General features: G+C 72.3%; 25 protein-coding genes, 1 tRNA gene and 1 riboswitch. Of the genes, 7 read left to right on the top strand and 19 right to left on the bottom strand.

Annotation, left to right across the window (positions count from 1 at the left end; genetic code table 11):
- The first annotated feature begins 49 nt into the window (after positions 1-49).
- Positions 50-1,384 (top strand): PrsW family intramembrane metalloprotease, encoded by a 1,335-nt coding sequence (locus ACVHNB_RS39445; RefSeq protein ID WP_428953776.1) that lies wholly within the window; start codon positions 50-52, stop codon positions 1,382-1,384.
- 13 nt (positions 1,385-1,397) lie between these two features.
- Here ACVHNB_RS39445 and ACVHNB_RS39450 read toward each other — a convergent pair whose 3' ends face one another.
- The 8 genes from ACVHNB_RS39450 to ACVHNB_RS39485 all read right to left on the bottom strand — a co-directional run bounded on the left by ACVHNB_RS39450 (position 1,398) and on the right by ACVHNB_RS39485 (position 9,362).
- Entirely contained in the window at positions 1,398-2,354 is a 957-nt protein-coding gene (locus ACVHNB_RS39450) for an aldo/keto reductase (protein ID WP_428953775.1), read from the bottom strand.
- Between the two features lie 183 nt (positions 2,355-2,537).
- Complete coding sequence (locus ACVHNB_RS39455) at positions 2,538-3,578, bottom strand: M23 family metallopeptidase (protein ID WP_428953774.1); 1,041 nt, start codon at positions 3,576-3,578, stop codon at positions 2,538-2,540.
- Between the two features lie 11 nt (positions 3,579-3,589).
- Positions 3,590-3,748, bottom strand: a riboswitch (cyclic di-AMP (ydaO/yuaA leader).
- A gap of 244 nt (positions 3,749-3,992) precedes the next feature.
- Positions 3,993-5,096: a PP2C family protein-serine/threonine phosphatase gene (locus tag ACVHNB_RS39460; protein ID WP_428953773.1), complete on the bottom strand. Its 1,104-nt coding sequence runs from the start codon at positions 5,094-5,096 to the stop codon at positions 3,993-3,995.
- Positions 5,097-5,263: 167 nt separating this feature from the next.
- Complete coding sequence (locus ACVHNB_RS39465; RefSeq protein ID WP_428953772.1) at positions 5,264-6,502, bottom strand: MFS transporter; 1,239 nt, start codon at positions 6,500-6,502, stop codon at positions 5,264-5,266.
- On the bottom strand, positions 6,502-7,557 hold the full coding sequence (locus ACVHNB_RS39470; protein ID WP_428953771.1) for a PLP-dependent cysteine synthase family protein: 1,056 nt from the start codon (positions 7,555-7,557) through the stop codon (positions 6,502-6,504). The genes ACVHNB_RS39465 and ACVHNB_RS39470 overlap by 1 nt, the downstream gene beginning before the upstream one ends.
- Positions 7,558-7,612: 55 nt before the next feature.
- The gene (locus tag ACVHNB_RS39475) at positions 7,613-7,957 is read right to left on the bottom strand and encodes a hypothetical protein (RefSeq protein WP_428953770.1); all 345 of its coding nucleotides are present in this window, start codon (positions 7,955-7,957) and stop codon (positions 7,613-7,615) included.
- 88 nt (positions 7,958-8,045) lie between these two features.
- Positions 8,046-8,119: transfer RNA gene (locus ACVHNB_RS39480), tRNA-Met, on the bottom strand.
- A 73-nt stretch (positions 8,120-8,192) separates the two neighbouring features.
- Positions 8,193-9,362, bottom strand: coding sequence for an alginate lyase family protein (locus ACVHNB_RS39485; RefSeq protein WP_456227017.1), 1,170 nt, complete (start codon positions 9,360-9,362; stop codon positions 8,193-8,195).
- Between the two features lie 297 nt (positions 9,363-9,659).
- Here ACVHNB_RS39485 and ACVHNB_RS39490 point away from each other — a divergent pair, with 297 nt between their 5' ends.
- Entirely contained in the window at positions 9,660-9,950 is a 291-nt protein-coding gene (locus ACVHNB_RS39490) for a hypothetical protein (protein WP_428953768.1), read from the top strand.
- A gap of 133 nt (positions 9,951-10,083) precedes the next feature.
- Here ACVHNB_RS39490 and ACVHNB_RS39495 read toward each other — a convergent pair whose 3' ends face one another.
- The gene (locus ACVHNB_RS39495) at positions 10,084-10,491 is read right to left on the bottom strand and encodes a rodlin (protein ID WP_428953767.1); all 408 of its coding nucleotides are present in this window, start codon (positions 10,489-10,491) and stop codon (positions 10,084-10,086) included.
- A gap of 108 nt (positions 10,492-10,599) precedes the next feature.
- Positions 10,600-11,601: an LCP family protein gene (locus tag ACVHNB_RS39500; protein WP_428953766.1), complete on the bottom strand. Its 1,002-nt coding sequence runs from the start codon at positions 11,599-11,601 to the stop codon at positions 10,600-10,602.
- A gap of 264 nt (positions 11,602-11,865) precedes the next feature.
- Between ACVHNB_RS39500 and ACVHNB_RS39505 the strand changes: the two genes are divergently transcribed.
- Entirely contained in the window at positions 11,866-12,060 is a 195-nt protein-coding gene (locus tag ACVHNB_RS39505) for a hypothetical protein (protein WP_428953765.1), read from the top strand.
- 53 nt (positions 12,061-12,113) lie between these two features.
- Here ACVHNB_RS39505 and ACVHNB_RS39510 read toward each other — a convergent pair whose 3' ends face one another.
- Positions 12,114-12,524 (bottom strand): rodlin, encoded by a 411-nt coding sequence (locus ACVHNB_RS39510; RefSeq protein WP_456227018.1) that lies wholly within the window; start codon positions 12,522-12,524, stop codon positions 12,114-12,116.
- A gap of 283 nt (positions 12,525-12,807) precedes the next feature.
- On the opposite strand from ACVHNB_RS39510, the gene ACVHNB_RS39515 reads away from it, so the two are divergent.
- The 3 genes from ACVHNB_RS39515 to ACVHNB_RS39525 all read left to right on the top strand — a co-directional run bounded on the left by ACVHNB_RS39515 (position 12,808) and on the right by ACVHNB_RS39525 (position 14,606).
- Positions 12,808-13,218, top strand: coding sequence for a rodlin (locus ACVHNB_RS39515; protein WP_428953763.1), 411 nt, complete (start codon positions 12,808-12,810; stop codon positions 13,216-13,218).
- A 271-nt stretch (positions 13,219-13,489) separates the two neighbouring features.
- Positions 13,490-13,723 carry a chaplin gene (locus ACVHNB_RS39520; protein WP_428953762.1) on the top strand — a complete coding sequence of 78 codons (234 nt, stop codon included), beginning with the start codon at positions 13,490-13,492 and terminating at the stop codon, positions 13,721-13,723.
- Between the two features lie 118 nt (positions 13,724-13,841).
- Positions 13,842-14,606 carry a chaplin gene (locus ACVHNB_RS39525; protein WP_428953761.1) on the top strand — a complete coding sequence of 255 codons (765 nt, stop codon included), beginning with the start codon at positions 13,842-13,844 and terminating at the stop codon, positions 14,604-14,606.
- A 229-nt stretch (positions 14,607-14,835) separates the two neighbouring features.
- On the opposite strand, the gene ACVHNB_RS39530 is transcribed toward ACVHNB_RS39525, so the two are convergent.
- Together ACVHNB_RS39530 and ACVHNB_RS39535 are read right to left on the bottom strand one after the other, a co-directional pair.
- Positions 14,836-16,110 (bottom strand): NAD(P)-binding domain-containing protein, encoded by a 1,275-nt coding sequence (locus ACVHNB_RS39530; RefSeq protein ID WP_428953760.1) that lies wholly within the window; start codon positions 16,108-16,110, stop codon positions 14,836-14,838.
- Positions 16,110-17,390, bottom strand: a complete 1,281-nt coding sequence (locus ACVHNB_RS39535; RefSeq protein WP_456227019.1) for a carboxylate--amine ligase — start codon at positions 17,388-17,390, stop codon at positions 16,110-16,112. The genes ACVHNB_RS39530 and ACVHNB_RS39535 overlap by 1 nt, the downstream gene beginning before the upstream one ends.
- A 132-nt stretch (positions 17,391-17,522) precedes the next feature.
- Here ACVHNB_RS39535 and ACVHNB_RS39540 point away from each other — a divergent pair, with 132 nt between their 5' ends.
- Positions 17,523-18,893, top strand: coding sequence for a glycosyl hydrolase (locus ACVHNB_RS39540; RefSeq protein WP_456227020.1), 1,371 nt, complete (start codon positions 17,523-17,525; stop codon positions 18,891-18,893).
- A gap of 37 nt (positions 18,894-18,930) precedes the next feature.
- Here ACVHNB_RS39540 and ACVHNB_RS39545 read toward each other — a convergent pair whose 3' ends face one another.
- The 6 genes from ACVHNB_RS39545 to ACVHNB_RS39570 all read right to left on the bottom strand — a co-directional run bounded on the left by ACVHNB_RS39545 (position 18,931) and on the right by ACVHNB_RS39570 (position 25,641).
- Entirely contained in the window at positions 18,931-20,055 is a 1,125-nt protein-coding gene (locus ACVHNB_RS39545) for a GNAT family N-acetyltransferase (RefSeq protein ID WP_456227021.1), read from the bottom strand.
- Positions 20,055-20,717: a YveK family protein gene (locus ACVHNB_RS39550; protein ID WP_428953756.1), complete on the bottom strand. Its 663-nt coding sequence runs from the start codon at positions 20,715-20,717 to the stop codon at positions 20,055-20,057. Before ACVHNB_RS39550 ends, ACVHNB_RS39545 begins: the two co-directional genes overlap by 1 nt.
- Positions 20,717-21,859, bottom strand: coding sequence for a glycosyltransferase (locus ACVHNB_RS39555; RefSeq protein WP_428953755.1), 1,143 nt, complete (start codon positions 21,857-21,859; stop codon positions 20,717-20,719). The genes ACVHNB_RS39550 and ACVHNB_RS39555 overlap by 1 nt, the downstream gene beginning before the upstream one ends.
- Entirely contained in the window at positions 21,856-22,557 is a 702-nt protein-coding gene (locus ACVHNB_RS39560; RefSeq protein ID WP_428953754.1) for a polysaccharide deacetylase family protein, read from the bottom strand. The genes ACVHNB_RS39555 and ACVHNB_RS39560 overlap by 4 nt, the downstream gene beginning before the upstream one ends.
- Positions 22,558-22,627: 70 nt before the next feature.
- A complete protein-coding gene (murJ, locus tag ACVHNB_RS39565; RefSeq protein ID WP_428953753.1) occupies positions 22,628-24,289 on the bottom strand; it encodes a murein biosynthesis integral membrane protein MurJ in 1,662 nt (553 codons plus the stop codon).
- On the bottom strand, positions 24,286-25,641 hold the full coding sequence (locus ACVHNB_RS39570; RefSeq protein ID WP_456227022.1) for an O-antigen ligase family protein: 1,356 nt from the start codon (positions 25,639-25,641) through the stop codon (positions 24,286-24,288). Before ACVHNB_RS39570 ends, murJ begins: the two co-directional genes overlap by 4 nt.
- Position 25,642: the final 1 nt, after the last annotated feature.

Here is a 25,642-nt window from a genome sequence, read left to right on the forward strand (position 1 = left end):
GGCCCGAGGCCCCGTCGCGGCGCTCCGCATCCCTCGTTAGGGTCAATGCGTGGCTTCGTACCCCGGCTGCCCGCCCCACCAGGACCCCGCCCCCGGCGCCCGGCCGGACGGCGCGGTCCCGCATCCGCGCTGGTGGCAGCGGAAGGGCGTGCGGGCCACGGCGCTGGCCACGCTGCTCGCGCTGTCCGGCGCGGTGATCGCCGCGCTGGTGCGGGAGCAGACCGGCACCGAGGGATTCCTGGTCGGGCTCGGCCTGGCCGTGCTGCCCGTACCGCTGCTGATATCCGCGTTCCGCTGGCTGGACCGGGTGCAGCCCGGGCCCTGGCGGAACATGGTCTTCTCCTTCGCCTGGGGCGCCTGCGCGGCCGCCCTGATAGCGATCGTCGCGAACAGTTTCGCGACCCGGTGGATCGAGACGGCCACCGCCGACCCGACCGGCGCCGATACCCTCGGCGCCACCGTCATAGCGCCCGTGGTGGAGGAGTCCGCGAAGGCCGCGGCCGTGCTGCTGGTCTTCCTGTTCCGCAGACGGGACTTCACCGGCGTCGTCGACGGGGTCGTCATCGCCGGTGTCACGGCGACCGGCTTCGCGTTCACCGAGAACATCCTCTACCTCGGGAACGCCTTCGGCACCGACCAGCTGACCGGCACCGGCCCCGGCCTCACCTCGGTGACGGCCGCGACGTTCTTCGTGCGCATCGTGATGTCACCGTTCGCGCATCCGCTGTTCACGGTGCTCACCGGCATCGGTTTCGGGCTCGCCGCGGTCATGGCGCCCGACCGGGCCCGCACCCGCCGTGCGTTGCTGCCGCTCGCCGGGCTGCTCGCCGCGATGGGCATGCACGCGTTCTGGAACGGCTCGTCGTCCTTCGGCGAGTACGGGTTCTTCGCGGTGTACGCGGTGTTCATGGTGCCGGTGTTCGGCCTGATCACCTGGCTCGTGGTCCATCTGCGCCACCGCGAACTGCGCACCGTCAGGAACGAGTTGCCCGCGTATGTCGCCGCGGGCTGGCTCGCCCCGCCCGAGCCGTTCGCCCTCGGCTCGCTCAAGGCCCGCCGCCTGGCCCGGGAGTACGCCGCGCACTACGGCGGCAGGGACGCGGCCGCGGCGGTCGCCGCGTACGAGGAGTACGCGACGACGCTCGCCCTGCTCCGGCACCGCGGCCGCAAGGGCCGGGCCGGCGCCGATTTCGTCGTACGGGAGCGGGAACTGCTCGACGCGCTGTGGGAGCGGCGCGGCTACGCGCGGGCCGCGCTCGCGTACGGCTCCCGGATCGCGGCCCCGATGTGGCGGCCGCCGGTGTACGCGGGCCCGCCGATGGCGCCGGGCCCCGCGTACCACCCGTACAGCGCGTACCCCCCGTACCACTCGTACCGCTCCTGACGGGCCGGGGCCGTCAGGCGGACGCGTTCGTGAGGCGGGTGAGGTCCGCGTCCGTCAGTTCCAGGTCCGCGACCGCGAGCAGCGCCGGGAGCTGCTCGACCGTGCGGGCGGACGCGATCGGCGCCGTCACGGTGGGCTGCGCGGCGAGCCAGGCCAGGGCGACCGTGGCGATCTCGGCTTCGTGGGCCTGCGCGATCTCGTCGAGGACGGTCAGCACCTTGCGGCCGCGCTCGCTCTCCAGGTGCTTGCCCGCGCCCGCGGCCCGCGCGCTGTCGACGGTGACCCCCGGGCGGTACTTGCCGGTCAGGAAGCCGGCGGCGAGCCCCCAGTACGGGACGACGCCGAGCCCGGCACGGGAGGCGATGTCCTGCCGCTCGCCCTCGTACGTGTCGCGCGAGACCAGGTTGTAGTGCGGCTGGAGGGCGACGTAGCGGGCCAGTCCCTCGCGGTCGGAGAGGTCGAGGGACTCCTGCAGGCGGGCGGGCGAGATGTTCGAGGCGGCGATGTTGCGCACCTTGCCCGCCTTCACCAGCTCGTCGAGCGCGCCGATGATCTCCTCGACCGGGATGGTCTCGTCGTCGTCGAAGTGCGTGTAGTACAGGTCGATGTGATCGGTGCCCAGGCGCTTCAGCGAGGCGTCGGCGGCGGCCTTGATGTTGTCGCCGCGCAGGCCCTTGAAGTCGGGGTGGCGGGCGACCTTGGTGGCGATGACGACGTCGTCGCGGTTGCCGCGGGCCTTGACCCACTTGCCGATGATCGTCTCGGACTCGCCGCCGTGGTTCCCCTCGGCCCAGGACGAGTACGAGTCCGCGGTGTCGATGAAGTTGCCGCCCCCGGCGGTGTAGGCGTCGAGGACCGCGAAGGAGGTGGCCTCGTCGGCTGTCCAGCCGAACACGTTCCCCCCGAGGGAGAGCGGGAAGACCTCGAGGTCGGAGGAGCCGAGCTTGCGCAGAGCAGGGGAAGAAGTCATGCCCTGCTTCAACGCCTTTGCGGAAGACGGTATTCCATGGGCATGCGAAACCGGCAGCCCTGACGTCGGGGGGTTGCCGCCAGGACCGCCGGAACTCGGAGGAGACACGCCTCGGAGGGAGGCATGACTCAGGGAGAGGCCCGCCTCGGAGAAGAGACGGGGCTCAGAGGGAGGGGACGCGGCTCAGGGAGTGAGGCCCTTGTCGCGCAGCCACGCCGCCGGGTCGACGCCGGTGGCGTCCCCGCCGGGGTGGACCTCCAGGTGGAGGTGGGCACCGGTGACATTGCCGGTGGCGCCCACGCGGCCGATGACGTCGCCGGTGCTGACCTTCTGGCCGACGCTGACGTTCATCGACGACTGGTGGCAGAACCACAGCTCGGTGCCGTCGTCGAGGGTGAGGACCGTGCGGTAGCCGTACGCGCCCGCCCAGCCGGCCTCGGTGACGGTGCCGCCGTGGATGGCGTAGATCGGCGTACCGGTGGAGGCCGCGAAGTCGAGGCCCGTGTGGTAGCCGGAGGACCACATGGATCCGGGCTGCCCGAAGGTGCCGGTGAGGGTGTACGAGGCGACCGGGAGCTTGTAGCTCTTGGCCAGCTTGGCGAGGCGCTCGGCCTCGGCCTTCGCCTTGGCCTCCGCCTCCGCCTTCTTCTTCTCGGCGGCTTCCTTCTTCTCGGCCGCGGCCTGCTTCTCGGCGGCCTCCTGGGCGGCCTGCTTGGCAGCGGCCTCCTCGGCCGCGGCCTGCGCCGCGGTGTCGGCCGCGTTCTGCTGCGTCTCGGCCTGCTGCATGATGCGGGCCCGCAGTGCCTCGCCCGCGTCCGACTGCCCGTTGCCCACCGTGGTGAGCGGGGCGGCCGAGGCGGCACCGGACGAGGAGTCGGAGTCGTCGGATATGAGCGCGCCCACTCCGGGCAGCGACTTGGCCGCGGGCAGCGAGTCCTTGACCGCCGACAGGTCGGGCATGGAGATCTGGACGGCGGGCTTGCCGCCCTGCGCGGTGGCGATGCCGCCCGCGCCGACGGCGGCGATCACGCCGACACCGAGGACGGTGGAGCTGCGCGCGAGTCCGCCGCGCTGACGGGCCACGCGGTGCCTGCCGCGGACGGGACGGACGGATTCCTCGGTGGGATTCCACTCCTCCCAGGTCTCCTGCTCGACGCCGAACTCGCCGGGGGCGGAGTCGGCGGAGAATCCGGAGAACTCGGGGGCAGGCCGGTTCGACGCCACGGGGGCGCTCTCCTTTCCTTCCTTCTCGCCTACCGGGTTAGCTGACGGGTTCGGAGCAGGAAGGTCTCCTACGAGCACGGCCCGACGCCCGAAAAGCGACGGAACGATGCCTGATTCACCCCAAGTTGGTGGTTCCCCGGCTCCCTTGCGGGATTAAGCGTGTGCGCACGGAGCCGTCGCTTGTGACGGCTGGGACGACCGCGCTGCGTTATCGAACGTTAATAGACAGCCGACAGTATTTCCAAGCCGTTCCCACTGATCGTTCACGTCTTTGGCCTGGACTTAACGGGGCACGACCGGGCGGAATCGGGCGAGTTGACCGACGATTTTGACGCACGGGAAACATGCCTTTTCCTGACGGTGCGTCAATTGTTATGCGCAGGGGGGTCGCTCGATCACCGCTCGTGACAATGATCAAGGGCGGTGCACGGCGAGCAGCGCCATGTCGTCCTTGGTGCCGCCTCCGGTGTGCCGGCGTACTTCTTCGGCCAGTGCCGCGAGGAGTTCCTCGGGGCCGGGGAAGATGCGCCCGGAGAGCCGGTCCGCGGGGTCGTAGAAGGCGCCCTTCGTGTCCCGCGCCTCGGAGAGCCCGTCGGTGTACAGCAGCAGCGTCGCCGCGGCCGGGAACTCCGCCTCGGTGGCCCGGTCCGGCCAGGCACCGAGCTCGCCGAGGCCCAGCGGCAGCGCCGCCTCCTCGGGCCTGACCACCCGGACCGTGCCGTCGCCGAGCAGCACGATCGGCTCGGGGTGACCGCGGTTGAGGACGCGCAGGAGGTCGCCGCCGTGCGGGATCTCGGCGAGCACGGCGGTGGTGAAGCCCTCGAAGTCGTCGATGCCGCGACGCCGGGTGCCCTCCCGGGCCAGCGCCCGCTCCAGGCGCTGGGCGACCGCCTCCAGGCTGCCCTCCTGCTCGGCGGCCTCCCGGAAGGCGCCGATGACGACGGCCACCGCGGCGACCGCGCCCATGCCCTTGCCCCGCACGTCCCCGACGACGAGCCGCACCCCGTGCGGTGTGTCCTGCACCGCGTACAGGTCGCCGCCGATGAACGCGCCGGCCTGCGCCGCCTCGTACCGCGCCGCGATGGCCAGGCCGCCGATCCGCCCGGCCGGTTCCGGCAGCACCGCGAACTGGGCCGCCTCGGCGATCTGCCGCGCCGAGGCCAGCTGTTCGTCGCTGCGGCGCACGATCCGGTTGATGAAGCAGGCCAGCAGGCACACGGTGGCCACGGTCACCATCTCGGTGACGATCGGGGAGCCGAACTCCCGCGTGTATCTGACGTGCACGGCGGCTATGGCGCCGATCGAGCCGACCCCGGCCAGGATCGTCCCGGACAGCGAGAAGAACGGGGCGGCGACCAGAGGCGCCGCGCTGAACAAAGGAGCCCCGGAGAACCCGGACGGGGTGCAGTACTCGTAGACCGCGCCGCCGATGATCAGCAGCGCCGGCAGCAGCCGCAGGAAGACGTGGGTGACGCTGGCGTCCGCCACCTGTCTGTGCCGCCCTCCGCGCTGCCCCACCAGTTGTCTCCTGCCGCGTCCGCGCCCCGGTTTCCGGCGTCTCACCAAGGGTTCCCGGGGAGGGGGCGCGGGGCGACCAGTACGGGTCCGTCCGGGTGAGGCGTCCCGGGAGCCCGCGGGGTGCGGCGCCGCGAGAGCCCCGCACCCGATCTCGGCTCACGGGGCCCCTACGGCGCGAGGGCCCCCGCCTTCACCTCCGCCAGCCGCCCACCCCGCCCGAGCCGGTGCAGCGCCACGGCCCCGACCGCCCCGACAGCGGCCAGCGCCCACCACACCCCGGCCGGGGAGCGCGCGATCAGCGCCCCGGTGCCGAGGTTCCCCACGGTGATCCCGATCCCGCACACCGTGTTGTAGAGCCCGTAGTGCGTGGCGACCCAGCGCCCCCGCGCCAGCGACACCACCGTGTCCATCTCGAAGGGGTAGAGCACGGCCGTCGCCGCCGCGAGCCCCGCCGCGCACAGCAGCAGCCCGGCCACCCCGGTCAGGCCCGCGCCGCCCGCCGCGGGCACCAGGAACGAGGCGCCCATCAGCCCGAGCCCGGCGACCAGGCACTGCTCACGGCTCCACGTGCGCCGGCACCAGTCGGTGATCCGCAGCTGCCCGGCCAGCGCCACGAGCCCCGACACCACGAACAGGGCGCCGGTCGCGACCTGCCCGGCCCGGCCCCCGCCGAGCAGCCGCTCCACGGCGAGCGGCAGGGCCAGATAGACCTGGAACGACAGCACGTACGACCCGGTCATCGCGAGCGAGAACAGCCAGAAGGAACGGTTGCCGAGCACCGTCCGCCACTGGCCCCCCTCGTCACCGGAGCCCGCCGCCGCCCGCCGCCGCACGGGCAGCCGCAGCGCCTGCACGACCGAGAGCACCGCGAACAGCACCGCCGACACCGCGCACGTCAGCCGGAAGTCGACGCCGGTCAGGGCGAGCCCGACGAGCGGCCCGAGCAGGATGCCCGCCTGGTAGTAGACGTTGAACAGCGCGAACGCCTCCACGCGGCGCTCCTCACCGGCCTCGGCGGCGACGTACGCCCGCACCGCCGGATTGAACAGCGCGCCGGCGAGTCCGGTCGCGACCGACGCCGCGATCAGGACCGGCAGGGTGTCCGCGAAGGCGAGCGCGCCGAAGCCGACCGTCCGCAGCGCGCACCCGGCGATGATCATCGGCTTGAAGCCGAGCCGGTCCGCGAGCGCGCCCCCGGCCAGGAACATGCCCTGCTGCGACAGGTTCCGCACCCCGAGCACGAGCCCGACCGCCCAGGCGGCGAGCGACAGTTCCCCCGACAGATGCGCGGCCAGGTACGGCATCAGCATGTAGAAGCCGAGGTTGATGGTGAACTGGTTGACGTACAGGAGCTGGACAGCGGGCTCGAACCGGCGGGTACGGACCAGGAGTTGAGGCGCGGGCATCAGCGGGCCCCCTCCGTCGCGCAGCGGGCGCCACGGGCCGCGGGGCCCGGCACGTACGACCAGCTCTCGATGCCGGGGCCCGGCCCGGCCACCGCCCGCGGGGCCTCGGCCACCGCGCCCGCCAGCAGCCCGTGCGCGGCGCAGAACTCGTCGCTGAAGACCGTGTCGAAGTACCGGTGCGGCCCGTCGGGGAAGACGGCGACGATCCGCGTCCCGGCGGGCCGGGTCCGCGCCAGCCACCCGGCCACGAGCGCCACCGCCCCCACGCTCCACCCGCCGGTCGCGAACTGCCGCTCGGCGAGCCGCCGCGCGCTGCGCACCGCCTCCGCCGGGGCGATCCAGTGGATCTCGTCGAACGCGGCCCGGTCGACGTTGCCCGGGTGGATGGACGAGCCGAGCCCGCGCATCAGCCGCGGCCCGGCCGGCAGACCGAACACGGTGGAGGCGACGGAGTCGACGCCGACGAGTTCGAGCGCGGGCATCCGGTGCCGCCCGCGCAGCGCCCGGGCGAGCCCCGCCGAATGACCACCGGTCCCCACCGCGCACACCAGCACGTCGAACTCACCGACCTGCTCGGCGAGTTCGGCGGCCAGTGGGGCGTACGCGGCCGGGTTGTCGGGGTTGTGGTACTGGTTCGGGCACCAGGCGCCCGGCAGTTCGGCCAGCAGCGCGGCGACCCGGTCCACCCGGGCCTGCTGCCAGCCGCCGACCGGGCTCGGCTCGTGCACCCGGTGCACCCGGGCGCCGTGCGCGGCGAGCATCCGCGCCACGATGGGTTCGAGACCGGGGTCGGTGACGACGTGCACGGGGTGTCCGTAGTGCACCCCGGCGAGCGCGAGCCCGAGGCCGAGCGTGCCGGACGTCGACTCGACGATGGCGCCGCCGGGCCGCAGCTCGCCGCGCTCCCGGGCCCGTTCGACCATGTACAGGGCGGCCCGGTCCTTGATGCCGCCGAAATTGAAGCCTTCGAGTTTGGCCCAGTAGCCGTCGATCCACAGCACGGGGGTGTTGCCCACGGCGGCCGGGGCGGCCGGGGGCTGAAGCTTGCCGATCATGGGGTGAGCAGGTGTCCTTCGAGTGGTCGGATCCGGACGCGGAGGCGGACCCGCCTCAGTTCCGGTCGACCCCGAGGGCGATGAGGAGCCGGTGCCCCGCGACCGGCGGGACCTCCCCGGGGTGGGCGGCCCCGGCACACGGGGCCGGGACCCGGGGCGCGGCCGGACGCCGGGTCACCGGGCCGCCGCCCGGCCCGTCCGGGTGCGCGCGGTCGGCCGGCTGGGCAGCGAGGTGCGGTTCGGCGGGGGTGCAGCGGTGATGGTCGTGACGGGCGGCGGCCGCGGTGTCGTACCCGTCGGGGCAGCTGCCGGAGAGGAACAGCGCGCACAGCGCGAGCAGCAGCGCGAGGGCCGCTGCCCGCCGCGTCGACCGACTCGACCCCTGCCGTACGTCACTCATCGTGCGGCTGAGACTACGACGCGTAGCCGTCCGCGATCAAAAAAGAACCGAGGCCGGAATCTCGAAGGATTCCGGCCTCGGTCTTCAGTAGCGGGGACAGGATTTGAACCTGCGACCTCTGGGTTATGAGCCCAGCGAGCTACCGAGCTGCTCCACCCCGCGTCGGTGAAACCAACAGTACGCCATCAGGAGCGACGAACGCGAATCGGTTCTGCGGGGGCCCTCCGCGCCGCTCTCAGACCGACTGCGCGTGGGTGAGCGTCTCCCAGGCCACGAACAGATCGTCCGTGCCCTCGGGCCGCTGCTGCCGGGTGAGCTTCTCCGTCTCGGGGAGGTGCATCTTCAGCCGGCCCTGGAGGTGGCTGAGCCCCACTTCCGTGTCGGGCCCCATGTCGCGCTGCACCTTGCCGCCGCACAGCCAGGACGGGGCGGTGGCGCCGAGCTGGTACTTGGAGTGGAACTCCAGCGCGGCCGCGAGCCGGTCCTTCACCTCTCCGTACAGGTCGAGGCCCTGGTGCCAGGCGGTCTCGGCGATGTGGGAGGTCGCGGCGAGGGAGTAGCTGGCGTGCTTGAAGTTGCGGCAGGTCTCCTGGGCGAGCCCGTCCTTGAAGGTCTTCTGCCCGAACCAGTACGTCTGCAGCTTGGCCGGGGTGTCGATGTCGCTGCCCGCGGGCTTCACCGGCAGCGGCCCGTCGGAGGAGAGGTAGAAGTACGCGGGGACGCGGGTCCGGAAGTGCGCCACGGCCTTGTCGAAGGCGGCCCGGTCGTTCAGGTACACCGCCATGCTCATGGTGGCGTCGGCCATGACCAGGTCCCAGTTGCCGTTGAAGTCGGCGGAGCCGGTCTGCACCACGGGCAGGTACGCGTCGCGCAGCATCCGCTGGAACTTCAGCTCCTGCCCGTCCGGCCAGCCGTCGTACGTGTACTGCATCAGCTCGGCGGCCTTCGCCCAGGACGTGGCGGCCCAGGCGGTCTGCAGCCCGGCGTTGCCCTCGGTGTGCTCCTTCACCTCGGCGGACCAGGCGTCCATGATCTGCACGGCCTTCTCGGCGTGGGCCTTGTCACCGGTGATGTTCCACAGCAGCGCCTGCGTGTACGCGGCGATGGCGTCCTCGCGCTCCTCGACACAGCCCTGGCCGGGGCGCGTGTCGGGCGGACACTCCACGGTGGCGTACGGCTTGGCCTTGTAGTCGAGGGCGGCGTACTTGCTCCCGCTCATCTCCTTGTACGCCGACAGCCAGGGCTCCTCCTTGCGCGCCACGTGGTCGTGAACGGCCGTCAGCTGCGCCTTGCCGACCAGCACACCGGGGTGCGCGAAGGCCTGCCCCGCGGGGCGGGTGTCGGGGTGCGCCGCGACGTCCGCGGTGGTCCCCGCGGACGTGCCGCACGCCGTGACGGCGCCCATCAGGACTGGGACGAGGAGCCCCAGAAGAACGCCTCGCGCCCGCGTGCCCGCTGCCATGCCATACCTCGCCATGCCTCCGGTACCTCCGGTTCGGTCACTGGCAGCCTGACCCGTGCGGGCGAGCGGCGCAGGATCTGTTGCGCCGGTCGGGAGCGCACGCTTCGTCAAGATTGGTCAAAGCACCCGCAGTACGGCCTTCAGACCCGGCCCGAACAGAGCTTCCCGCCGTCTTAGACCTGACGGGTGGGTGCCCTCCCTCCCCCGTGTCCGCCCGGACTTCCCCGCCGTTGGTGGGACATGACCTCAACTCGACGAGCCATCACCGCTGTCCTGCTCGCGGTCGGAGCCACCGCGATCGCCGTCCCGACGGCGGGAGCCGCTCCGCTTCCGCTGGGCGGTGGGAGCGGCGAAGCCATCTCCCCGACCGCGACGCTCGACTCGGTGTCGACCATGGCGATCCCGGCCGAGCACCGCGCCGAGCTGCCCAGCACGGCCGGCCAGCTCTCCGGTCTCGACCGGCTGAACGAACTGCACCAGCTCACCGACCTGGTGGCCCCGGTCACCAACGTGGTGCCCTCGGTCCAGTAGGTCCACGACGCGACGATGGCGGCGGATCGCACGCGATCCGCCGCCATCGTCGTGTCCGGGCCCGGCGACGGGGCCGGAGCACGGCGGAGGGGCAGCCGCACCGGGCGACTGCCCCTCGGGTACTTCAGTTACTTCAGTGGTTCTCGGCGCCGTTGCCGGAGAGGACCGGGATGTCGTCCAGGATGTGCGACAGCGGCTCGTCGCCCTTGGCCTGGGTCGAGTTCTCGACGCACTGCTGGTTCTGCGGAGCCGACAGGATCGGGATGTCCTGGACGGCGACCGGGACGACACCGACGAGGGAGCCGGCGTTGACCTTGGCCGGCAGACCGACACACGGCTTGTTCAGCGAACCCTGGACGAGACCGAGCTGCGGGCTCATGTCGCCGTGGGTCGCGGAGTTGCCGTACGCCTGCATCGCACCGTTGCCGCTGGCGGACGTCGTGCCGCCGTCGTCACCGATGGCCAGGGCCTGGGGAGCGGCCACCGCCGACAGGCCCGCGACGGATGCGGCGATCGTTGCGGTTGCCCACAGCTTCTTCATGAGTTTTCCCTTCACTGAACGAACTCCGATTGGGGAGTTACGTTTGATCAACTGGTCAGCATTCGGACGGTTGCGGAGCGCGACCCGTTCGGCCCAGTGCCGTCCGCCTCACTTGCAGGCCAGCTTGTCCCCGTGCACGACGGTCTGGACGGTCAGGCGCGGCGGGTCCAGGGGTTCGGTCCGGGAGCCGGGCGGGGCCGCGGGGCGGTCCTCCTGGAGGCTCGCGAAGAGACGCCCGGCGCGCTCCTGGTCCCAGCGCAGCGTGGACCCCACGTTCTCGATCAGCGGGTTGAACCCGTCGATGGGCACCGTCCCGAACTCCGTCTTCGCCAGCGGGATCTTGCGGAGGTCCCGCGCCAGGGACACCAGGTCGCCCACGCTGAATCCCTGGTCGACCGAGGCGGATCCGAGGACCGTCCTCGCCAGCCCCGAGGCCTTGGCCGGGTCGGCGAGGATCTTCCCCAGCCGGTCGCCCCGCATCGCGTTGACCAGGAAGCGCTGCTGGCGCTGTACGCGTCCGAGGTCGGCGCTCGCGTCCAGGTGGCGGGAGCGCACGTACTGCAGGGAGGGGCCTCCGGCGAGGCGGTGGCCGCCGGGGGCGAGGTTCAGCTTGGTGGCCGAGTCCGACAGCCGGCGGGGCGTGCAGACCTTCACCCCGTTCACGGCGTCGACGCTGTCGATGAACCGGCGGAAGTCGATCTGCAGGAAGTGGTCGACGCGCACACCCGTCATCGACTCGACCGTCTGCACCGCGAGCGCCGGTCCGCCTTCCGCGTACGCGGCATTGATCTTGGCCGGGTGCTTCTCCCGCACGGTGCCGTCGGCGTCCGTGTGCTCCGGGATCTCCGCGTAGGAGTCCCGCGGCAGGCTCACCACGCTGACCCGGTCGTGCTTCTGCGACAGATGGATGAGCATCATCGCGTCGCTGCAGTTGCAGGCGACCCCGCCGGCGTGGAACTTCTCCTTCTCCGCGCGGGTGATGGTGTCACGGCCGTCCGTGCCCATCAGGAGGATGTTGGTCCCTTTTCCGTTCTCCGGGCGGTCCTGGTCCCGCAGCCCGCCGAAGACGTCCACCTGGGCCGGCAGGGCGCCGGCCACCTGCCCGGCCACGGCGCTCGAAAATGCCAGGAAACCGAGAGCGAGGGCTCCGAGCGCAATCCCTCTACGGCCACCTCGAAGAACACTTTTCCGCATCGTGACACTCCACTGGGAAGGGGTAGGTGCACGAGGAGGATAGGCAGATCTTCTTTTTCTCCAGGGGAGCCCGCGTCGCGCTCGGCGAAAGTAACCCTTTCGCCTCACAAGGCGATTGGCGCCGTGCGCTCCAGAGGTATGGGAGACCCATCGAACCGCTGGACAGCAAGAGGTGATGACATGGGAGTACCTCACGAGCGCTGGCACCGACAGGCGCTGATTCCAACCAGCAGGACGTCACCCGACACCCCGAGCTCGACCCCCACCTACGCGTCCTTGGTGGACGAATGGCGCGCCCTGGGGAAAACGCTTCCGGACCAGTTCGACGCGGAGTGGAGCGACATCGTTTCCCGCGACTTCTGGAACAACCCCTGAACAAAAAAGTTGGGCCGCCATAAATGGCGGCCCAACGTGCACTGCGTGCTCCGTCAGTGGTTTCCGGCACCGTTGCCGGAGAGCACCGGGATGTCGTCCAGGACGTGCGACAGCGGCTCGTCGCCCTTGGCCTGGGTCGAGTTCTCGACGCACTGCTGGTTCTGCGGGGCGGACAGGACGGGGATGTCCTGGACCGACACCGGCACGACGCCGACGAGCGAGCCGAGGTTGGCCTTGGCCGGCAGACCGACACAGGGCTTGTTCAGCGAGCCCTGGATGAGCGCCATCTGCGGGCTCATGTTGCCGTACGTGGCGGAGTTGCCGTACGCCTGCTGAGCGTTGTTGCCGCTCTCGGAGGTCGTGCCGCCGTCGTTGCCGACCGCCAGGGCCTGCGGAGCCGCCGCCGCCGCAATGCTGACGAGGGACGCGGTGACAGCCGCGGCAGCCACAGCCTTCTTCATCATGGGAGGTTCCCCTTCATTTGCCTTTTGGGAGCACCCGGATCAACTCCGAAACACTGGATCGGTTGCCCAGGTTCACCCGGACGGGGATCGCCGCCGCTATCCGTTGGGCCCCTTGCCGCACACCCCACGGACCCGTGCGGATAATCCGACCCGTATGACAAGCATGCCCGTCACACCAAGCGCCCGGGACCTGGCCAATCGAGTGAATCCGCAGAACTATTCACCCGTTCCCGGAGTTGTTTCATTCGCAGTAACCGGTGCCTGTCAGAAAAGGAACAGATCAATGCTCAAGAAGGCTATGGCTGCAGCTGCAGTCGCCGTTTCCGTCGTCGGTGTCTCGGCCGCGGCCGCCCCGCAGGCGCTCGCCATCGGCGACGACACGGGTACCACGTCGGCCAGCGGCAACGGTGCCGAGCAGGCCTTCGGCAACTCCGTGACCGAGGGCGACATGAGCCCGCAGCTCGGCCTGGTCCAGGGTTCGCTGAACAAGCCCTGCATCGGCCTGCCGGCCAAGGCCAACGCCGGCTCGCTCGTCGGTGTCGTGCCGGTGTCGGTCCAGGACATCCCCGTCCTGTCCGCCCCGCAGAACCAGCAGTGCGTCGAGAACTCGACCCAGGCCAAGGGCGACGAGCCGCTGTCGCACATCCTGAACGACATCCCGGTCCTGGCCGGCAACGGCGTGCAGAACGGCTGATCCAGCCGCCGCACGGACAGCCCGGGCCGCCCGCTCCTTCCGGAGCGGGCGGCCCGGGCTTTTTTCATCGCGTTTTCTTCTTGCCGGATCAAATTCCATCCATCACGCATGGAACTTCGTCGGGGTGAATCTGGCCGCCGCGCGAGGCAATGCAGTTTCCAACTCGGACGCTGACTCGTTCGCATTTCAGAGGGGCCGGCCGCCCGGAATAAGTAATCCCATTCCGGCGGTCAGGCATCTCGGTCATTTTTCTGAGCAAATGGAGAGAAACATGTCTCTGAAGAAGAGCGCTGTCATCGTGGCCGGTGCGGTCATGGCCCTCGGCATGGCGGCCCCCGCGTTCGCCGACTCCGGCGCCGAGGCCGCGGCCGTGGGCTCCCCGGGCGTCCTGTCCGGCAACGTCCTGCAGGTCCCGGTCCACGTGCCGGTCAACTTCTGCGGCAACAGCATCGACGTCATCGCGCTGCTGAACCCCACGTTCGGCAACACCTGCGCCAACAGCTGACGCAGCGACTGCGGTCACGCCTCCCGGCCGACCCTGGATGCCCTCGGGAACCAGGGTCGGCTTCCACTTTTCGAGCAGGAAGGGAAACGCATTGAGGCAGGCACTGAGAATGGGCATCATGGCGGCCGCGGCGGCGACCGGCATTCTGTCCATGCCCGGCACCAGCGCGTCCGCCATGACCGGCGACCAGGAGCAGTCGGGCGGTTCGCCCGGCGTGCTGTCGGGCAATTCGGTCGCGGCTCCGTTGTCGGTTCCCGTGAACCTCTGCGGCAACAGCGTCGACGGAGTGGCCGCGGCGAACCCCGCCTCGGGCAACCACTGCGCCGGCCGGTCCGACGCCACCGCCGCCGCTGAGCACGATGCGGACGGGTACGGCGACGAAGCGGCCGGGAGCCACGCCGACGAGGCGCAGACGTCCCAGGCGAGCAGCACGGCGCAGTCCGCGCAGTCCGGGGGTGTCCTGTCCGGGAACTCGGTGCAGGCACCCGTGGACATCGGCCTGGATCTCTGCGGCAACACCGTCGACGTGGTGGGCGCCCTCAACCCGGTGACGGGCAACGCGTGCGCGAACTCCGGCGACGCGTCGGCGACTCCGCCGCCCGCCGAGGCCGAGCTTCCTCCCGCGGGCCCCGGCACCCCCGCGACGCCCGCCACCGACCGGGCCGTTCCGGCGCCGGGCCCGGTCCGTGCGGCCCGGCCGGTCGTGCGGCAGGAGGCGCTGTCCGCGGCGCAGGTGCCCGTCGTGCGTCAGGCGTCCGTCGCGCGGGAGCAACTCGCCGACACCGGAGCCGATCAGAACCTTCTGGCGGCCGCGGCCGCCAGCGCCGGGCTGCTGGTCGGGGGCGGGGTCCTGTACCGCAGGGCGCGTGCCGCAGGGCGATGAGCGCCGGGTCGGGAAGAGCTACCCACACGCTCTTCCCGACCCACGGAGGCCACGGAGACGCCGCGGATACAGGCTGCCTCCACACGGCGTGGAGCCGACGGCTGGGAGGAAGGCAGCGCGGCCGTTCTCATGACGCGTGCCAGTGGACCACCGGCCCGCCCGCCCAGAAGAACCGGTTCACCCATTCGCCCGCGAACTCACCCCAACGGGTCCTGAGGGCCCGCGACTCTCAGCCGTCGGACGCGACGGTGACGGGGTCCGGCAGCTGCCTGCGGCCCGGCGGGACCACCGGGCCGCCCCGCCAGGGCTGCCGCGCCAGATGGCGTACGACCCCGTCGACCAGGGCCGGCGCCGTGTACGACGCCCCGTGGACGAACCGCATGGCCGGCCCGAAGTCCGCCGCGGTGACCAGCCCCGCGAGAAAGAGCCCCGGGTAGGCGGACGCGAAGCCGCGCCCCACGCCCGGTGCGGATTCGGGGTCCCGGGCGAGCAGGTTCCGTACCCGGGGCGCCAGCACGGTCATCCGCGCGCGGCTCGCCCGGAAGCCCGTGGCCGCGATGACGTGATCGGTCTCGAAGTCCTCCGCGCCCGCCGCCGGACCGGCCGTGCGGAGGTGGATCCGCCCCGACGACAGGTTCGCGTCCACCACCGTGCGCCCCATCCGGAGGTCGACGGCCCCCTCCGTCACCCGGTCCCGCACCCACCAGGCGCCCGCGGGCCCCAGCGCCGTCGCGGTGACCTCGGCGCGGGTGCGCTCGGGCAGCCGCCGGAAGGCTCCTGGCCGCTCCGCGTAGAACCAGTTGCGCCAGCCGCAGCCCAGGCCGCTGTGGGGTGCGCGCAGACTCTTCCACCAGGGCCGCACCCAGGGCGGCGGGACACTGTTCCAGGCCAGCCCGGGGGCGCGGGCCACGATGCGCACCCGGGTCCCCTGTTCGGCGAGGAGCGCCGCGGTCTCCAGTGCCGCCTGGCCCGCGCCGACGACCGTGACGTCCGCCCCACGGAACCGGCCGAGGTCGCTGTGCATGCTGCTGTGCGTCACGTGATCCTCCGTCAGCCCCCGCAGGGCCTGCGGGATGTGCAGGTACGGCAGCACCCCGGTGGCCAGCGCGACGGCCCTGCTGCGCAGGATCTGACCGTCCTCGGTCTCGGCCGTGAATCCGTGAGGTGCCGCGTCGACGCGGACGATCATCCGCTCGTCCGGGGGCGTCACCGCGTGGCGGGCGAACCACTGCCCGTACGACGCGAACGTGTCCACGGGGATGGGGTGCCCGTGCCGTGCGTCCACGCCGCGGTCGGCGCAGTACTGCTGGAGGCGGTATCCGGGCCGGGGCGCGGAGAGGTCGGAGGCCCACGGTTCCGACTTGAGGAACATGCCGCGGGGCATGTGGTCCCGCCACGACTCCATCGGCCTCCCGAAGACCCGCGTACCGAGTCCGCGGGCTTCGGCGTGCGCGGCGATGGACAAGCCGTAAGGGCCGGCCCCCACGATCAGCAGGTCGTACATCAGCAGTTCGCCTTTCTTTCGGCTGTGGTGGTCCGGACGGCGGCAGGGGGGTGCGTGGCGTCGGGGCGGGCGTCGGCGGCCGTCGGCCTGGCCCGGCGCAGCAGTCGGCGTGCCGCGTGCTGCGGCCACTCGGTGGCCATGCCCCACGCGGGCGAGGGGTCGTCCCGGGCGTGCCAGGCGAACTCCCTTGCTTCGGAGCCTCGTTGGGCGGGGAGGGCGGAGGTCACCAGGGACTTGAGCGCGGTCAGCGGCGCGTAGTTCTCCACGACGAAGGTGCGGCCCGGCAGCGCGCGCCCGGCGGGGAGCGGCTGATGGGTCAGGTCGAGGTACTGGGCCCGTACGACGTCCAGGCCGTTGCCGTCCGCGAACAGCCTGAACTGCGCTCCGGGCCGGGGGTTGAAGTCCAGCAGGCAGTACCGGCCCGTCTCCGCGTCGACCCGGAAGTCGATGTCGAAGATGCCCCGGTACTCCAGCCCCTCGACCAGGCGCTCGACCATGGCCTGCAGTTCCGGGAGAGGGGCCCAGCGGCCGACGGCGGTCAGCCCGGCGCCACGGGGCCACGCCTGACGCTTGCTGCCGGCTCCCCCTGCGTGCAGGCGCCCGGCCCGGTCGACGTAGCCGTGGAAGAACCAGTCGCTGTCCCGCCCCGCCGCCAGGTACTTCTGGAGCAGGAGCTCGCCGCCGGTGCCGAGGCCGCGCCGGTAGAGGTCGCGCGCCTCCTCCGCGGAGCCGATCAGGCAGGTGCTGCGCAGGCCGGAGCCCTGCGGGAGCAGCCACGGGCGGCTCCACTTCGCGACGGCGGGCAGGCCCAGCTCCGCGACCGCGCGGTACGCCTCGTGCTCGTCGCGCGGCTGCACCGTGACGGGGTGTCCGATGCCGGCGGCCCGGCACAGTTCGGGCAGCCGTGCCTTGTCGGCGACCCGCTCGGCGAGGTGCCGGGGCTGCTCCGGCAGCAGGAACGTCCCGGTCAGCTCCTCGCGCAGTTCGCTCACCGCGATGGCCCCGGCGTCATCCATCGGGATCAACACCGCCGGTCGGGCGACCCGCGCCGCGGTCCGCCACAGGACCCTGCCCACCTCGCCGGGCGTCGCGCCCGGGGCCGGCGGGGTATGCATCTGGCTGACGAAACGGGAGCGGGCCACCGGGCTTCCCCCGGCCTCGGCCGCCACGTGCACCTCCGCACCGCAGCGTCCCAGGGATCTGACGGCGCCCAGCGTTCCGTGGTGGAAGGGGTTGGGATCGATCCGCAGCAGCACGACCGGGACACAGGGGTCGAGCATGTGTCGATTCCTTTCCAGGAATTAACCCGTGAGGGTGACGAAGGGCGGCCATCGGCTGTTCCACGATTGGCGCCATAAGCATTCATATGACTGAGTGTCAGGAATGGAGCGAGTACGGCACGAGGAGCAGGCATGGACGGAAAACGCCGAGGGATGAAGCGCAGGCGACTCCCGCTGATCGCGGCAGGGGTCCTGATCCCCCTGGTGGTCGCGTCAGGATCCGTGTCCATCGAGCGCGCGGACGCGAGCCCGCGCGGCGAGCCGACTCCACCCGGCACCTCGTCGACCGTCCCGTGGTGGCCGACGGAGACGCCCGGCACACCCGTCCCGGCCGCGGCGAGCACCCCGCCCGCTCCGGAGCCGAGCACCGTCCCGAGCCCCGATCCGACGACGGCCGTCCCGCCGTCCGCGGAGACGTCCCCGAGCCCGGAACCGAGCACCGGGGCGAGCGCCGAGCCGAGTACGGAGCCGAGTGCCGACCCGTCCACGAAGCCCGACAAGTTCCCGGCGTTCGGGGCCTATCTGGACTTCGGGCCGCGCGGCGTGACGCGGATGACCAAGCTGTCGAAGTGGCTCGGCGGCGCCGACCTGCGCGTGGGGCACACCTATCTGCCCGGCGACCGGTGGACCAACATCGAGGGCACCCCCTCGTTCCTCGACAGCTGGGCGAAGTGGCGCCGGGAGCGTGACGACCGGCTGTTCGTCCTCAACGTGCCCATGCTGGAGCGCAACGAGGAAGGCGTGTCGGACACCGAGGTACGCGGCCTGCTCCGGCAGGGCGCGGCGGGCGACTTCGACGAGCACTTCCGGGCCCTGGCCGAGCGCCTGGTCGACCTGGACGTGCCGGACACCGTCGTGGTGCTCGGCTGGGAGATGAACGGCACCACGTACACGCACCGCTGTGGTCCCGACCCGGCGGCGTGGAAGAAGTACTGGACCCGGATCGTGACGGTGATGCGGTCCGTGCCGGGGCAGAAGTTCCGCTTCGACTTCACGCCCAGCCGGGGCCGGGACGCCGTGCCGTGGACCGAGTGCTACCCCGGCGACGACGTGGTGGACATCGTCGGCATGGACTCGTACGACCAGCCGGAGGGCAAGTCCTTCGACGAGCAGGTGTCCGAGCCGTACGGGCTGCAGCAGCAGGTCGACTTCGCGGCGCAGCACGGCAAGCCGATCTCCTACCCGGAGTGGGGGCTCTTCCGTAACGGCGACAACTCCGAGTACATGAGCCGGATGCTCGCCTGGATGGACGAGCACAAGCCGCTCTACAACACGCTCACGGACTACTGCCCGCACGGTGTGTGGCAGTGCGACGACAACCCGAAGGCCTCGGAGGTCTACCGGAACGCGTTGACCGGACGCGACAAGCCGACCGAGCCCACGCAGCCGACCGACCCGACCGAGCCCCCGAAGTGTTCGCCGATCGATCTGGGTGACTGGGTCGAGCACTGGCTCGGCGGCAAGCTGTGCCTGCGGTTCGACTGGTGGGAGCGCAATTCCTGAACCGGCGTGACCACAGGACGCGGTGGCGGCCCGGGCTCTAGGCCCGGCCGCCACCGCGCTCCTTCCAGGCCCGTCGCGCCTGCTTGGCCAGGGACCGCGCGCGGCGGTCGGCGAGGAGTGCGGCCAGCTGGGGGGCGGAGCCGCGGCGGGCCAGGAGGAACCGCTGGTTGACCACCCGCTCGGGGCGCCAGTGCAGCTTGTAGGGCTCGGTGCCCCGCAGCAGGCTCAGCACCCCGGCCGGGGAACCGTCCTGCAGATGCTGGGCGCAGGAGCGCAGCAGCATCGTGGCGACGTCGATCTTGCGTTCCCTCAGCTCCGGGTGCGCGCCGTAGAGGTAGCCGCCCGCGAGCCGGGGGGACACGAAGGTCAGATCGGCGGCCACCACGGCGCCGTCCAGGGAGAACTCCGTGACGACGGCGTCCCCCGTCTCGGCCATCAGGGCGACCGAGCGGCTCAGGTGCTCGGCGAAGCGCGGCTTGACGTGCTCCGTCGTCACCTTCCGCTCCTGCCACTGCAGCCGGTGGAGGTCCAGGAGACGGCGTACCGACGAACCGGCCTCGGCCGGGGGGACGACACGGCGCTCGATCCCCATCGCGTCCAGCTTGCGCATCTTGGCCCGGGCGCGCTGGGCCCTGGGCCGGGGCAGCCGCTGCACCAGGTCGTCCATCGGCAGGGCGGGCAGTTCCAGGCACGCCGAGTCGTCGAGCCGGCGGCGCGGTCCCGGCCACCTGTCGTGCAGGGCCTCGACCGCGCTGCCCGGCCGCACCTCGCGGAAGTCGATCACGGCGCCCCTGGCCAGCCGCCACAGTCCGGCGCCCAGGGCGTCGAGGGCACGGTCGGCCGAACCGGCCGGATCCGCCTCGACGAGGACATCGCTGAAGTCGGAGATGTCCGTCCCGAGCGGCGTCAGCGTCGGGAAGGGGCGCGGCCGCCGCATCAGCGGGGCGGCGGCCACGAGCCGGCCGCCCTGGCGTACGAGCACGACGCACAGCCGGCTGCCGCCGCCGTAGGACAGCCACCAGGAATGCAGCCAGGCGTGGCTCTGGAACGGTGTCGCGGTGCCGCAGGCCCGGTGCAGCCGGTTCCACTCCTCGCGCAGCGCCCCGAACTCGGCCGCATCGCCGCACACCGTGACCACGGGCCCGGACGCGCCTTCCGGCATCAGGCGCCGCCCCGCACGCCGGCCGCGGCGGCGGGGGCCGGGACGGTGGGCGTGGCCGGTTCGGTCGTCCGGCGCGGACGCAGCAGCAGCGCCAGCCCGCCGAGCAGTCCGCCGGCGCAGGCGCCGACGAGGGTCGTCAGGCCGCCGGAGGCCGACGAGGGCTCGGTCGGCTTCACCGCCCGCGTGAAGCGCAGCAGTTCGACGTGGGTGTCGTCCTTGGTGTGGCTGGCGTTCGTGGTGAGCGCGCGGGCGACGGCGTTGGCCATCGCCATGGCCTGGGCGGGCTTCTCCGACGACGCCGAGATCGCGACCATGGGCGCGTCCGGCGACGTCTGCGCGCGGACGTCCGACTGCAGCGTCCGGACCGGCACGCCCGCCGCGACCTGCGCGTCGCTCAGCACCGCGACCTCCGTGGCCACGCGGCTGTACGCCTGCGCGAAGCCGAGCGCGGACATGGGGTCGGACTTCTCCGTCGGCACGGCGATCACGTAACTCGTCGCCGTGTACTGCGGCGTACTGGCCACCGCGTACGTGCCGCCGGCGAGGGCGCCGACCACGATGCCCAGCGGCAGCGGCCACCATCGCGGCAGTTTCCTCGTGCGCGCCCCGGTCCGGGCGCGCAGCGTGCGGGAGATGTCCCTGTCCTGAGCGGCTTCGGTCATCACGTACTCACTCCTGAGGTCGGTGCGCCCACGGCCGTCGCGTACACCTCGTGGTGCAGTGCGGCACTGCGGGCGATGCTGTAGTGGAGGGCGGCCTCCGACGGCGGCCTGGCGCCGGCCGGCTCGGTGCGGATTCTTCGGATTTCACGGACGAACGAGGCGGGGTCGCACGGGACACGGACGGCTCGGGCGGCCGTTCCCGGCGGCAGGTCGTCGACCGCGGGGCAGGTCACGTAGAGGACGGGCAGCCCCGCGGCCAGCGCCTCCACCACGGCCAGGCCGAACGCCTCGTCGACGGACGGCGAGGCGAGCACGTCCGTCGCGGACATCAGCGCGGGCAGGTCGACGGCGGCGCCGGGGAGGTCCGGGGCCGTGTGCGGGCGCTCCCCCGCGAAGACGACCCGGTCGAGCACTCCGGCGCGCAGCGCCGCCTGCCCGAGGAGCTCCTGCTCCGGTCCCGTGCCGACCAGCAGGAGCCGCACGTCGTCGGGGAGTTCGCGCAGCGCGGCGATCAGGACGTCGAACCGCTTGCCCGGCACCAGCCGCCCCACCCCGCCGATGACGAAGGCGTCGGGCGGCAGGCCGAGGGCGGCCCGGGTCCTGGCCCGGGCGGCGGGGTCGTAGGCGAAGCGCGCGACGTCGACACCGTTCGGGACGACGCGCACGCGCTGCGGGGCGACTCCCCACAGGTGCAGCCGCTCGGCCACGGCCGGGGACACGGCGATGGTCGTGCGGCCCAGCTTCTCGCCCGCCAGATAGAGGGCCCGTACGCCGCGGGTCAGCGGGCGCCCCTCGATCTGGCCGTCGCCCAGGGAGTGTTCCGTGGCGACGACCGCCCGCACCCCGGCCACGCGGGCCGCGATCCGGCCGTACAGGCAGGCGCGGTAGAGGTGCGTGTGGACGATGTCGTAGCGCCCGGCGCGGATGAGCCGGACGAGGCGGGGCAGGGCGCGCTGGTCCCGGTTCCCGGCCATGTCGAGATGGGCGACGCGGACGCCGTCCCGGCGCAGGCCCTCGGCGACCTGGCCCGGGTTGGTCAGGGTCACGACGTCGTGCGAGTCCGGCATGTGGCGCAGGAGGAGCCGCAGTTGCTGTTCCGCGCCGCCGGCGCCCAGGCCGGTGATGACGTGGAGGACCTTCACCGCGCGCCCTCCCCGACGTGCCAGGCGCGTCTTCGTACCCGGTGGATACGGCGCTTGACCTCGAGCCGCCAGGGGCTGTCCCGCTGCCCGACGTACACCCGGGGCAGCGCGTGCACGCTGGTCAGGGAGCCCGGGGAGATGGCGCAGCCGTAGCGGTAGCCGGCCCGGCGGACGGCGTCCACCGTCGGGGTGTCGACGTATCCGTACGGGTAGCAGAAGCCGTGCACCTCGCCGCCGGTGAGCTCTTCGATCTGCGCCTTGCTCCGCTGGATCTCGGCCCGGCGCTGCTCCTCGTCCGCGCGGGTGAGGTCGACATGCGTCAGCCCGTGCGAACCGATCTCCATGCCGGCCGCCGCGGCCGCCCGGATGCCCTGCGCGGTCAGCAGCGGCTTGCGCGGGCCCTCGGCGTCCCAGCCGTTCTCCCCGCCGAGCCGGCCCGGCAGGACGAAGACCGTGGCGGAGCACTGGTAGTGCTTGAGCAGCGGCAGGGCGTTCTCGACGAAGTCCCCGTACCCGTCGTCGAAGGTGAGGCCGACCAGGCCTCGGCCCGCGCCGCGGGTCCGGGCGTCGAGGAGTTCCGCCATGCTGACGCCGCGCAGCCCGCGCGAGCGCAGCCAGCCCAGCTGTTGCCGCAGACGGTCGGGGGTGACGGTGACGTTGTACGGGTCGTCGGTGCAGTCGTCCACGGAGTGGTACATCGCCACCCACGGAGAACGCCCGGGCAGACGTTCCCTGGTCCTGGGGCCGGGTGGTTCCTGGAGCACTGTTTCAACGGGCATTGCGGAGCTTTCTGGTCGCGATGCGGACGGCGGGCAGAAACGCCTGGACGTTCAGGGCCCACAGAAGGAAGCCGAAGACGGCCCCGATGGCCAGGCAACCGACGGCGAGTGCCCCCAGCGGCTGCTCGATCCGGGCCGTGCACAGCAGCCCGGCGGCCGTGGCGGCCACGGCCGCGAGCAGCGTCTTGGCGAGTTCGAGCAGCACCACGGGCAGCCGCACGGGGACGCTGCGCTTGTCCATCGCCGTCAGCAGCAGCACGGCGGTGAACGTGATGCCCAGGGCGTTGGCCGCGGCGATGCCGCCGACCCCCCAGATCGCGACGGCCCAGGTTCCCGTGCCGGCCGTGAGCGTCATGCCCGCGGCCATCGAGGCCACCGGGTACCAGGTGGGCCGGCCGGCGGAGAAGTAGGAGCGGACCAGCGCGCCGACGAGGCAGTGCCCCAGCAGGCCCAGCGAGTAGACGCGCATGATGGACGCGGTGGCCGCGGTGTCGGCGTCCGTGAACGCGCCGCGCTGGAACAGCAGCTGGATGATCTGCGGGGCGCAGGCGAACACCACGGCCGCGCCGCTCAGGACGATGCAGGCGGCGAGCGCCACATCGCGCTCGACCCGGTCCCGCGCCCGCTCGGTGTCCCCGCGGGCCAGCGCCTTCGCCACCACGGGGAAGGTGACCGTGCACAGCATCAGCGAGAGCACCATCGGCAACTGCGCGACCTTCTGCGCGTAGTTGAGGTGCGAGATGGCCCCTGACGGCAGGGAGGAGGCGAGGAAGCGCTCGATGAAGACCTGCGACTGGCGGCACAGCGCGAAGAGCAGCACGGTCGCGATCAGCGCCATGTTCATCGACTGCTTCTTCGCCGCCTCCTTGCCGTCCGCGGCGGCCCGGTACGCGGCGCTCTTCAGCCTGCGGCGCAGTGACGGCGCCTGGACCAGCACCATCAGACAGCCGCCCACCGCCACACCCGCGGCGGCGGCGCGCACGCCCCAGCGGTCGGCCAGCACCAGCAGCGTGACGATGATGCCGACGTTGTACGCGACGTAGATGGCGGCCGGGGCGAGATAGTCGCTGTGGGCGCGCAGCGCGGCGCTGCAGTACCCGGTGAGCCCGAAGGTCAGTACGCAGGTCGCGGTCAACCGCGTGCAGTCCACGGCCAGTTGGGGGTCGGGAAGGCCCGGCGCGAGCAGCTCGACGAGCTGGGGCGCGCCGATCATCAGGAGCACGGCGGAGGCCACGAAGGCCAGCGTGAGCCGGGGCAGCGAGGTGGCCACCAGGGCCCGCACCGGGTCCTGGCCCTTCGGCGCCGCGGCGCGCGCGGCGATCGCGGCACTGAAGGCGGGCACGAGCATGAACGCGAGCCCGTCCTCGATGAGCAGCGTCGAGGCGACCTCGGGCACGGTCCACGCCACCAGGAAGGCGTCCGTCTCGCTGCCGGCTCCGAAGAGGTGCGCCAGCGCCTGGTCCCGTACGAGGCCGAGCAGCGACCCGGCGGCGGAGAGCACGGCCGTCAGCAGCGCGGCCCGGGCCAGGAAGGTGTTCGAGGCGCCGTGGGCGTCGCGGCCCTTGTCGACGACGGGCGGGGCCGGCTGCTGCGGCGGCACCGCGGGGGAGCGCAGTGCCTCGTCGCCGTCGGGGGGAAGCGTGGGTTTCATCGCTCGGCTGCCGCCTCGGAGACCGCCGCCGGGGCCAGCGCCCACCAGGCGACCAGGCCGAACACGACGGCGGTGAGCACCGTCGAGGGCCCGCCGATGTCCGCGTACGCGAAGTCGATCATCTGCCAGACGAGCAGTCCGCACGCGATGAGCCCGCAGTCGAGGCCGCTTCCCCGGCGGTGCGCCCCGGCCAGCCGCCGCGCGCCGCACACCAGCATCGCGGCCCAGGCCCCCACGATGGCGCACAGGCTCAGCAGCCCCTGCTCGCTGAGCACCAGCAGGTACATGTTGTGCGGCGACAGCAGCGGCTGGCGGCGGAAGTCCGATCCCGCGCCGGCCACGTCGCTGCCCGCGGACAGCGCGATCGACGCGTGGCTGTCGCGGTAGGCGGGGAAGTTCTTGAGCCCCACGCCGGTGGCGGGGTGCTCCTCCCACATGTCGATCGCCGCCGCCCACATGGTGTACCGGTCCGTCACGGACTGGTCCGGCGCGGCCGTGACCTGCGTGATGCTGCTCAGCCGCTCCTGGAGCATCGACGTGCCCACGCCGAACCCGCCGACCAGGACGACCGCCACGGCGACGCCCACGGTGAACAGGCGGGCGGCGCGGCGCAGTCCGGTGAGGGCGATCTGGAGCACGCAGACCACGGCCGTGGCGATCCAGGCACCGCGGCTGAAGGAGAGCGCCAGCGGCACCACGAGCCCCAGCGCGCAGCCCAGCGCGACGAGCCGCGTGCGCGGCGTCCCGCCCCCGAGGGCCAGGGCCACCGCGCAGATCAGCCCGTACGCGACCACGGTGGACATGCCCATCACATCGGTGGCGCCGAACGTGCCGACGGCCCGGATGTCCTCGCCCGCGTACGAGGCGCCCGTACCGGTCAGGTACTGGTAGACGCCGATCGAGCCCTGCCACAGCCCCAGCGCCACCAGCGCCCAGCCGACGAGCCGGAAGTCGCGCCGGTCCCGTACGAGGAGCAGCACGGCGGCGGGGACGAGCACGAGGATCTGGTAGTAACGCACCAGTCCCTGAAGGGCGTTCGGCAGCGAGTCGGCGCCGAGGGCGGCCACCGCGACGGCGATGACGGGCAGCCCGAGCACGACGTACGCGGTGCGCGTCAGGGGGCGCAGCCCGTGCCGCACGGCACGGACGACACAGAAGATCACGACGAGCCCGGAGACGGCGTCGGCGGGCGTGCCCCCGCTGCCCGCGTCGTGGCTCCCCTCCCCCAGGGGCAGAGCCAGCATGCTGATCAGCAGCAGGACCGGGAGCACGGGCCCGGCCCGGCGCACGGCCCGCCGGACCACGGCGGCGGGACCGGGGCGGAGCCCGCCGACGGCGGGGAGGACTGTCACT

It is taken from the genome of Streptomyces sp. YJ-C3, assembly GCF_053891275.1.

What these genes read in the sequence shown, in the direction of transcription:
- ACVHNB_RS39450 (WP_428953775.1), bottom strand. Translation starts at nt 2,354, where the DNA reads ATGACTTCTTCCCCTGCTCTGCGCAAGCTCGGCTCCTCCGACCTCGAG.
- ACVHNB_RS39465 (WP_428953772.1), bottom strand. Translation starts at nt 6,502, where the DNA reads ATGCCCGCGCCTCAACTCCTGGTCCGTACCCGCCGGTTCGAGCCCGCT.
- ACVHNB_RS39470 (WP_428953771.1), bottom strand. Translation starts at nt 7,557, where the DNA reads ATGATCGGCAAGCTTCAGCCCCCGGCCGCCCCGGCCGCCGTGGGCAAC.
- ACVHNB_RS39475 (WP_428953770.1), bottom strand. Translation starts at nt 7,957, where the DNA reads ATGAGTGACGTACGGCAGGGGTCGAGTCGGTCGACGCGGCGGGCAGCG.
- ACVHNB_RS39485 (WP_456227017.1), bottom strand. Translation starts at nt 9,362, where the DNA reads ATGGGCGCCGTCACGGCGTGCGGCACGTCCGCGGGGACCACCGCGGAC.
- ACVHNB_RS39490 (WP_428953768.1), top strand. Translation starts at nt 9,660, where the DNA reads ATGACCTCAACTCGACGAGCCATCACCGCTGTCCTGCTCGCGGTCGGA.
- ACVHNB_RS39495 (WP_428953767.1), bottom strand. Translation starts at nt 10,491, where the DNA reads ATGAAGAAGCTGTGGGCAACCGCAACGATCGCCGCATCCGTCGCGGGC.
- ACVHNB_RS39505 (WP_428953765.1), top strand. Translation starts at nt 11,866, where the DNA reads ATGGGAGTACCTCACGAGCGCTGGCACCGACAGGCGCTGATTCCAACC.
- ACVHNB_RS39510 (WP_456227018.1), bottom strand. Translation starts at nt 12,524, where the DNA reads ATGATGAAGAAGGCTGTGGCTGCCGCGGCTGTCACCGCGTCCCTCGTC.
- ACVHNB_RS39515 (WP_428953763.1), top strand. Translation starts at nt 12,808, where the DNA reads ATGCTCAAGAAGGCTATGGCTGCAGCTGCAGTCGCCGTTTCCGTCGTC.
- ACVHNB_RS39520 (WP_428953762.1), top strand. Translation starts at nt 13,490, where the DNA reads ATGTCTCTGAAGAAGAGCGCTGTCATCGTGGCCGGTGCGGTCATGGCC.
- ACVHNB_RS39525 (WP_428953761.1), top strand. Translation starts at nt 13,842, where the DNA reads ATGGCGGCCGCGGCGGCGACCGGCATTCTGTCCATGCCCGGCACCAGC.
- ACVHNB_RS39530 (WP_428953760.1), bottom strand. Translation starts at nt 16,110, where the DNA reads ATGTACGACCTGCTGATCGTGGGGGCCGGCCCTTACGGCTTGTCCATC.
- ACVHNB_RS39535 (WP_456227019.1), bottom strand. Translation starts at nt 17,390, where the DNA reads ATGCTCGACCCCTGTGTCCCGGTCGTGCTGCTGCGGATCGATCCCAAC.
- ACVHNB_RS39540 (WP_456227020.1), top strand. Translation starts at nt 17,523, where the DNA reads ATGGACGGAAAACGCCGAGGGATGAAGCGCAGGCGACTCCCGCTGATC.
- ACVHNB_RS39545 (WP_456227021.1), bottom strand. Translation starts at nt 20,055, where the DNA reads ATGCCGGAAGGCGCGTCCGGGCCCGTGGTCACGGTGTGCGGCGATGCG.
- ACVHNB_RS39550 (WP_428953756.1), bottom strand. Translation starts at nt 20,717, where the DNA reads ATGACCGAAGCCGCTCAGGACAGGGACATCTCCCGCACGCTGCGCGCC.
- ACVHNB_RS39560 (WP_428953754.1), bottom strand. Translation starts at nt 22,557, where the DNA reads ATGTACCACTCCGTGGACGACTGCACCGACGACCCGTACAACGTCACC.
- murJ (WP_428953753.1), bottom strand. Translation starts at nt 24,289, where the DNA reads ATGAAACCCACGCTTCCCCCCGACGGCGACGAGGCACTGCGCTCCCCC.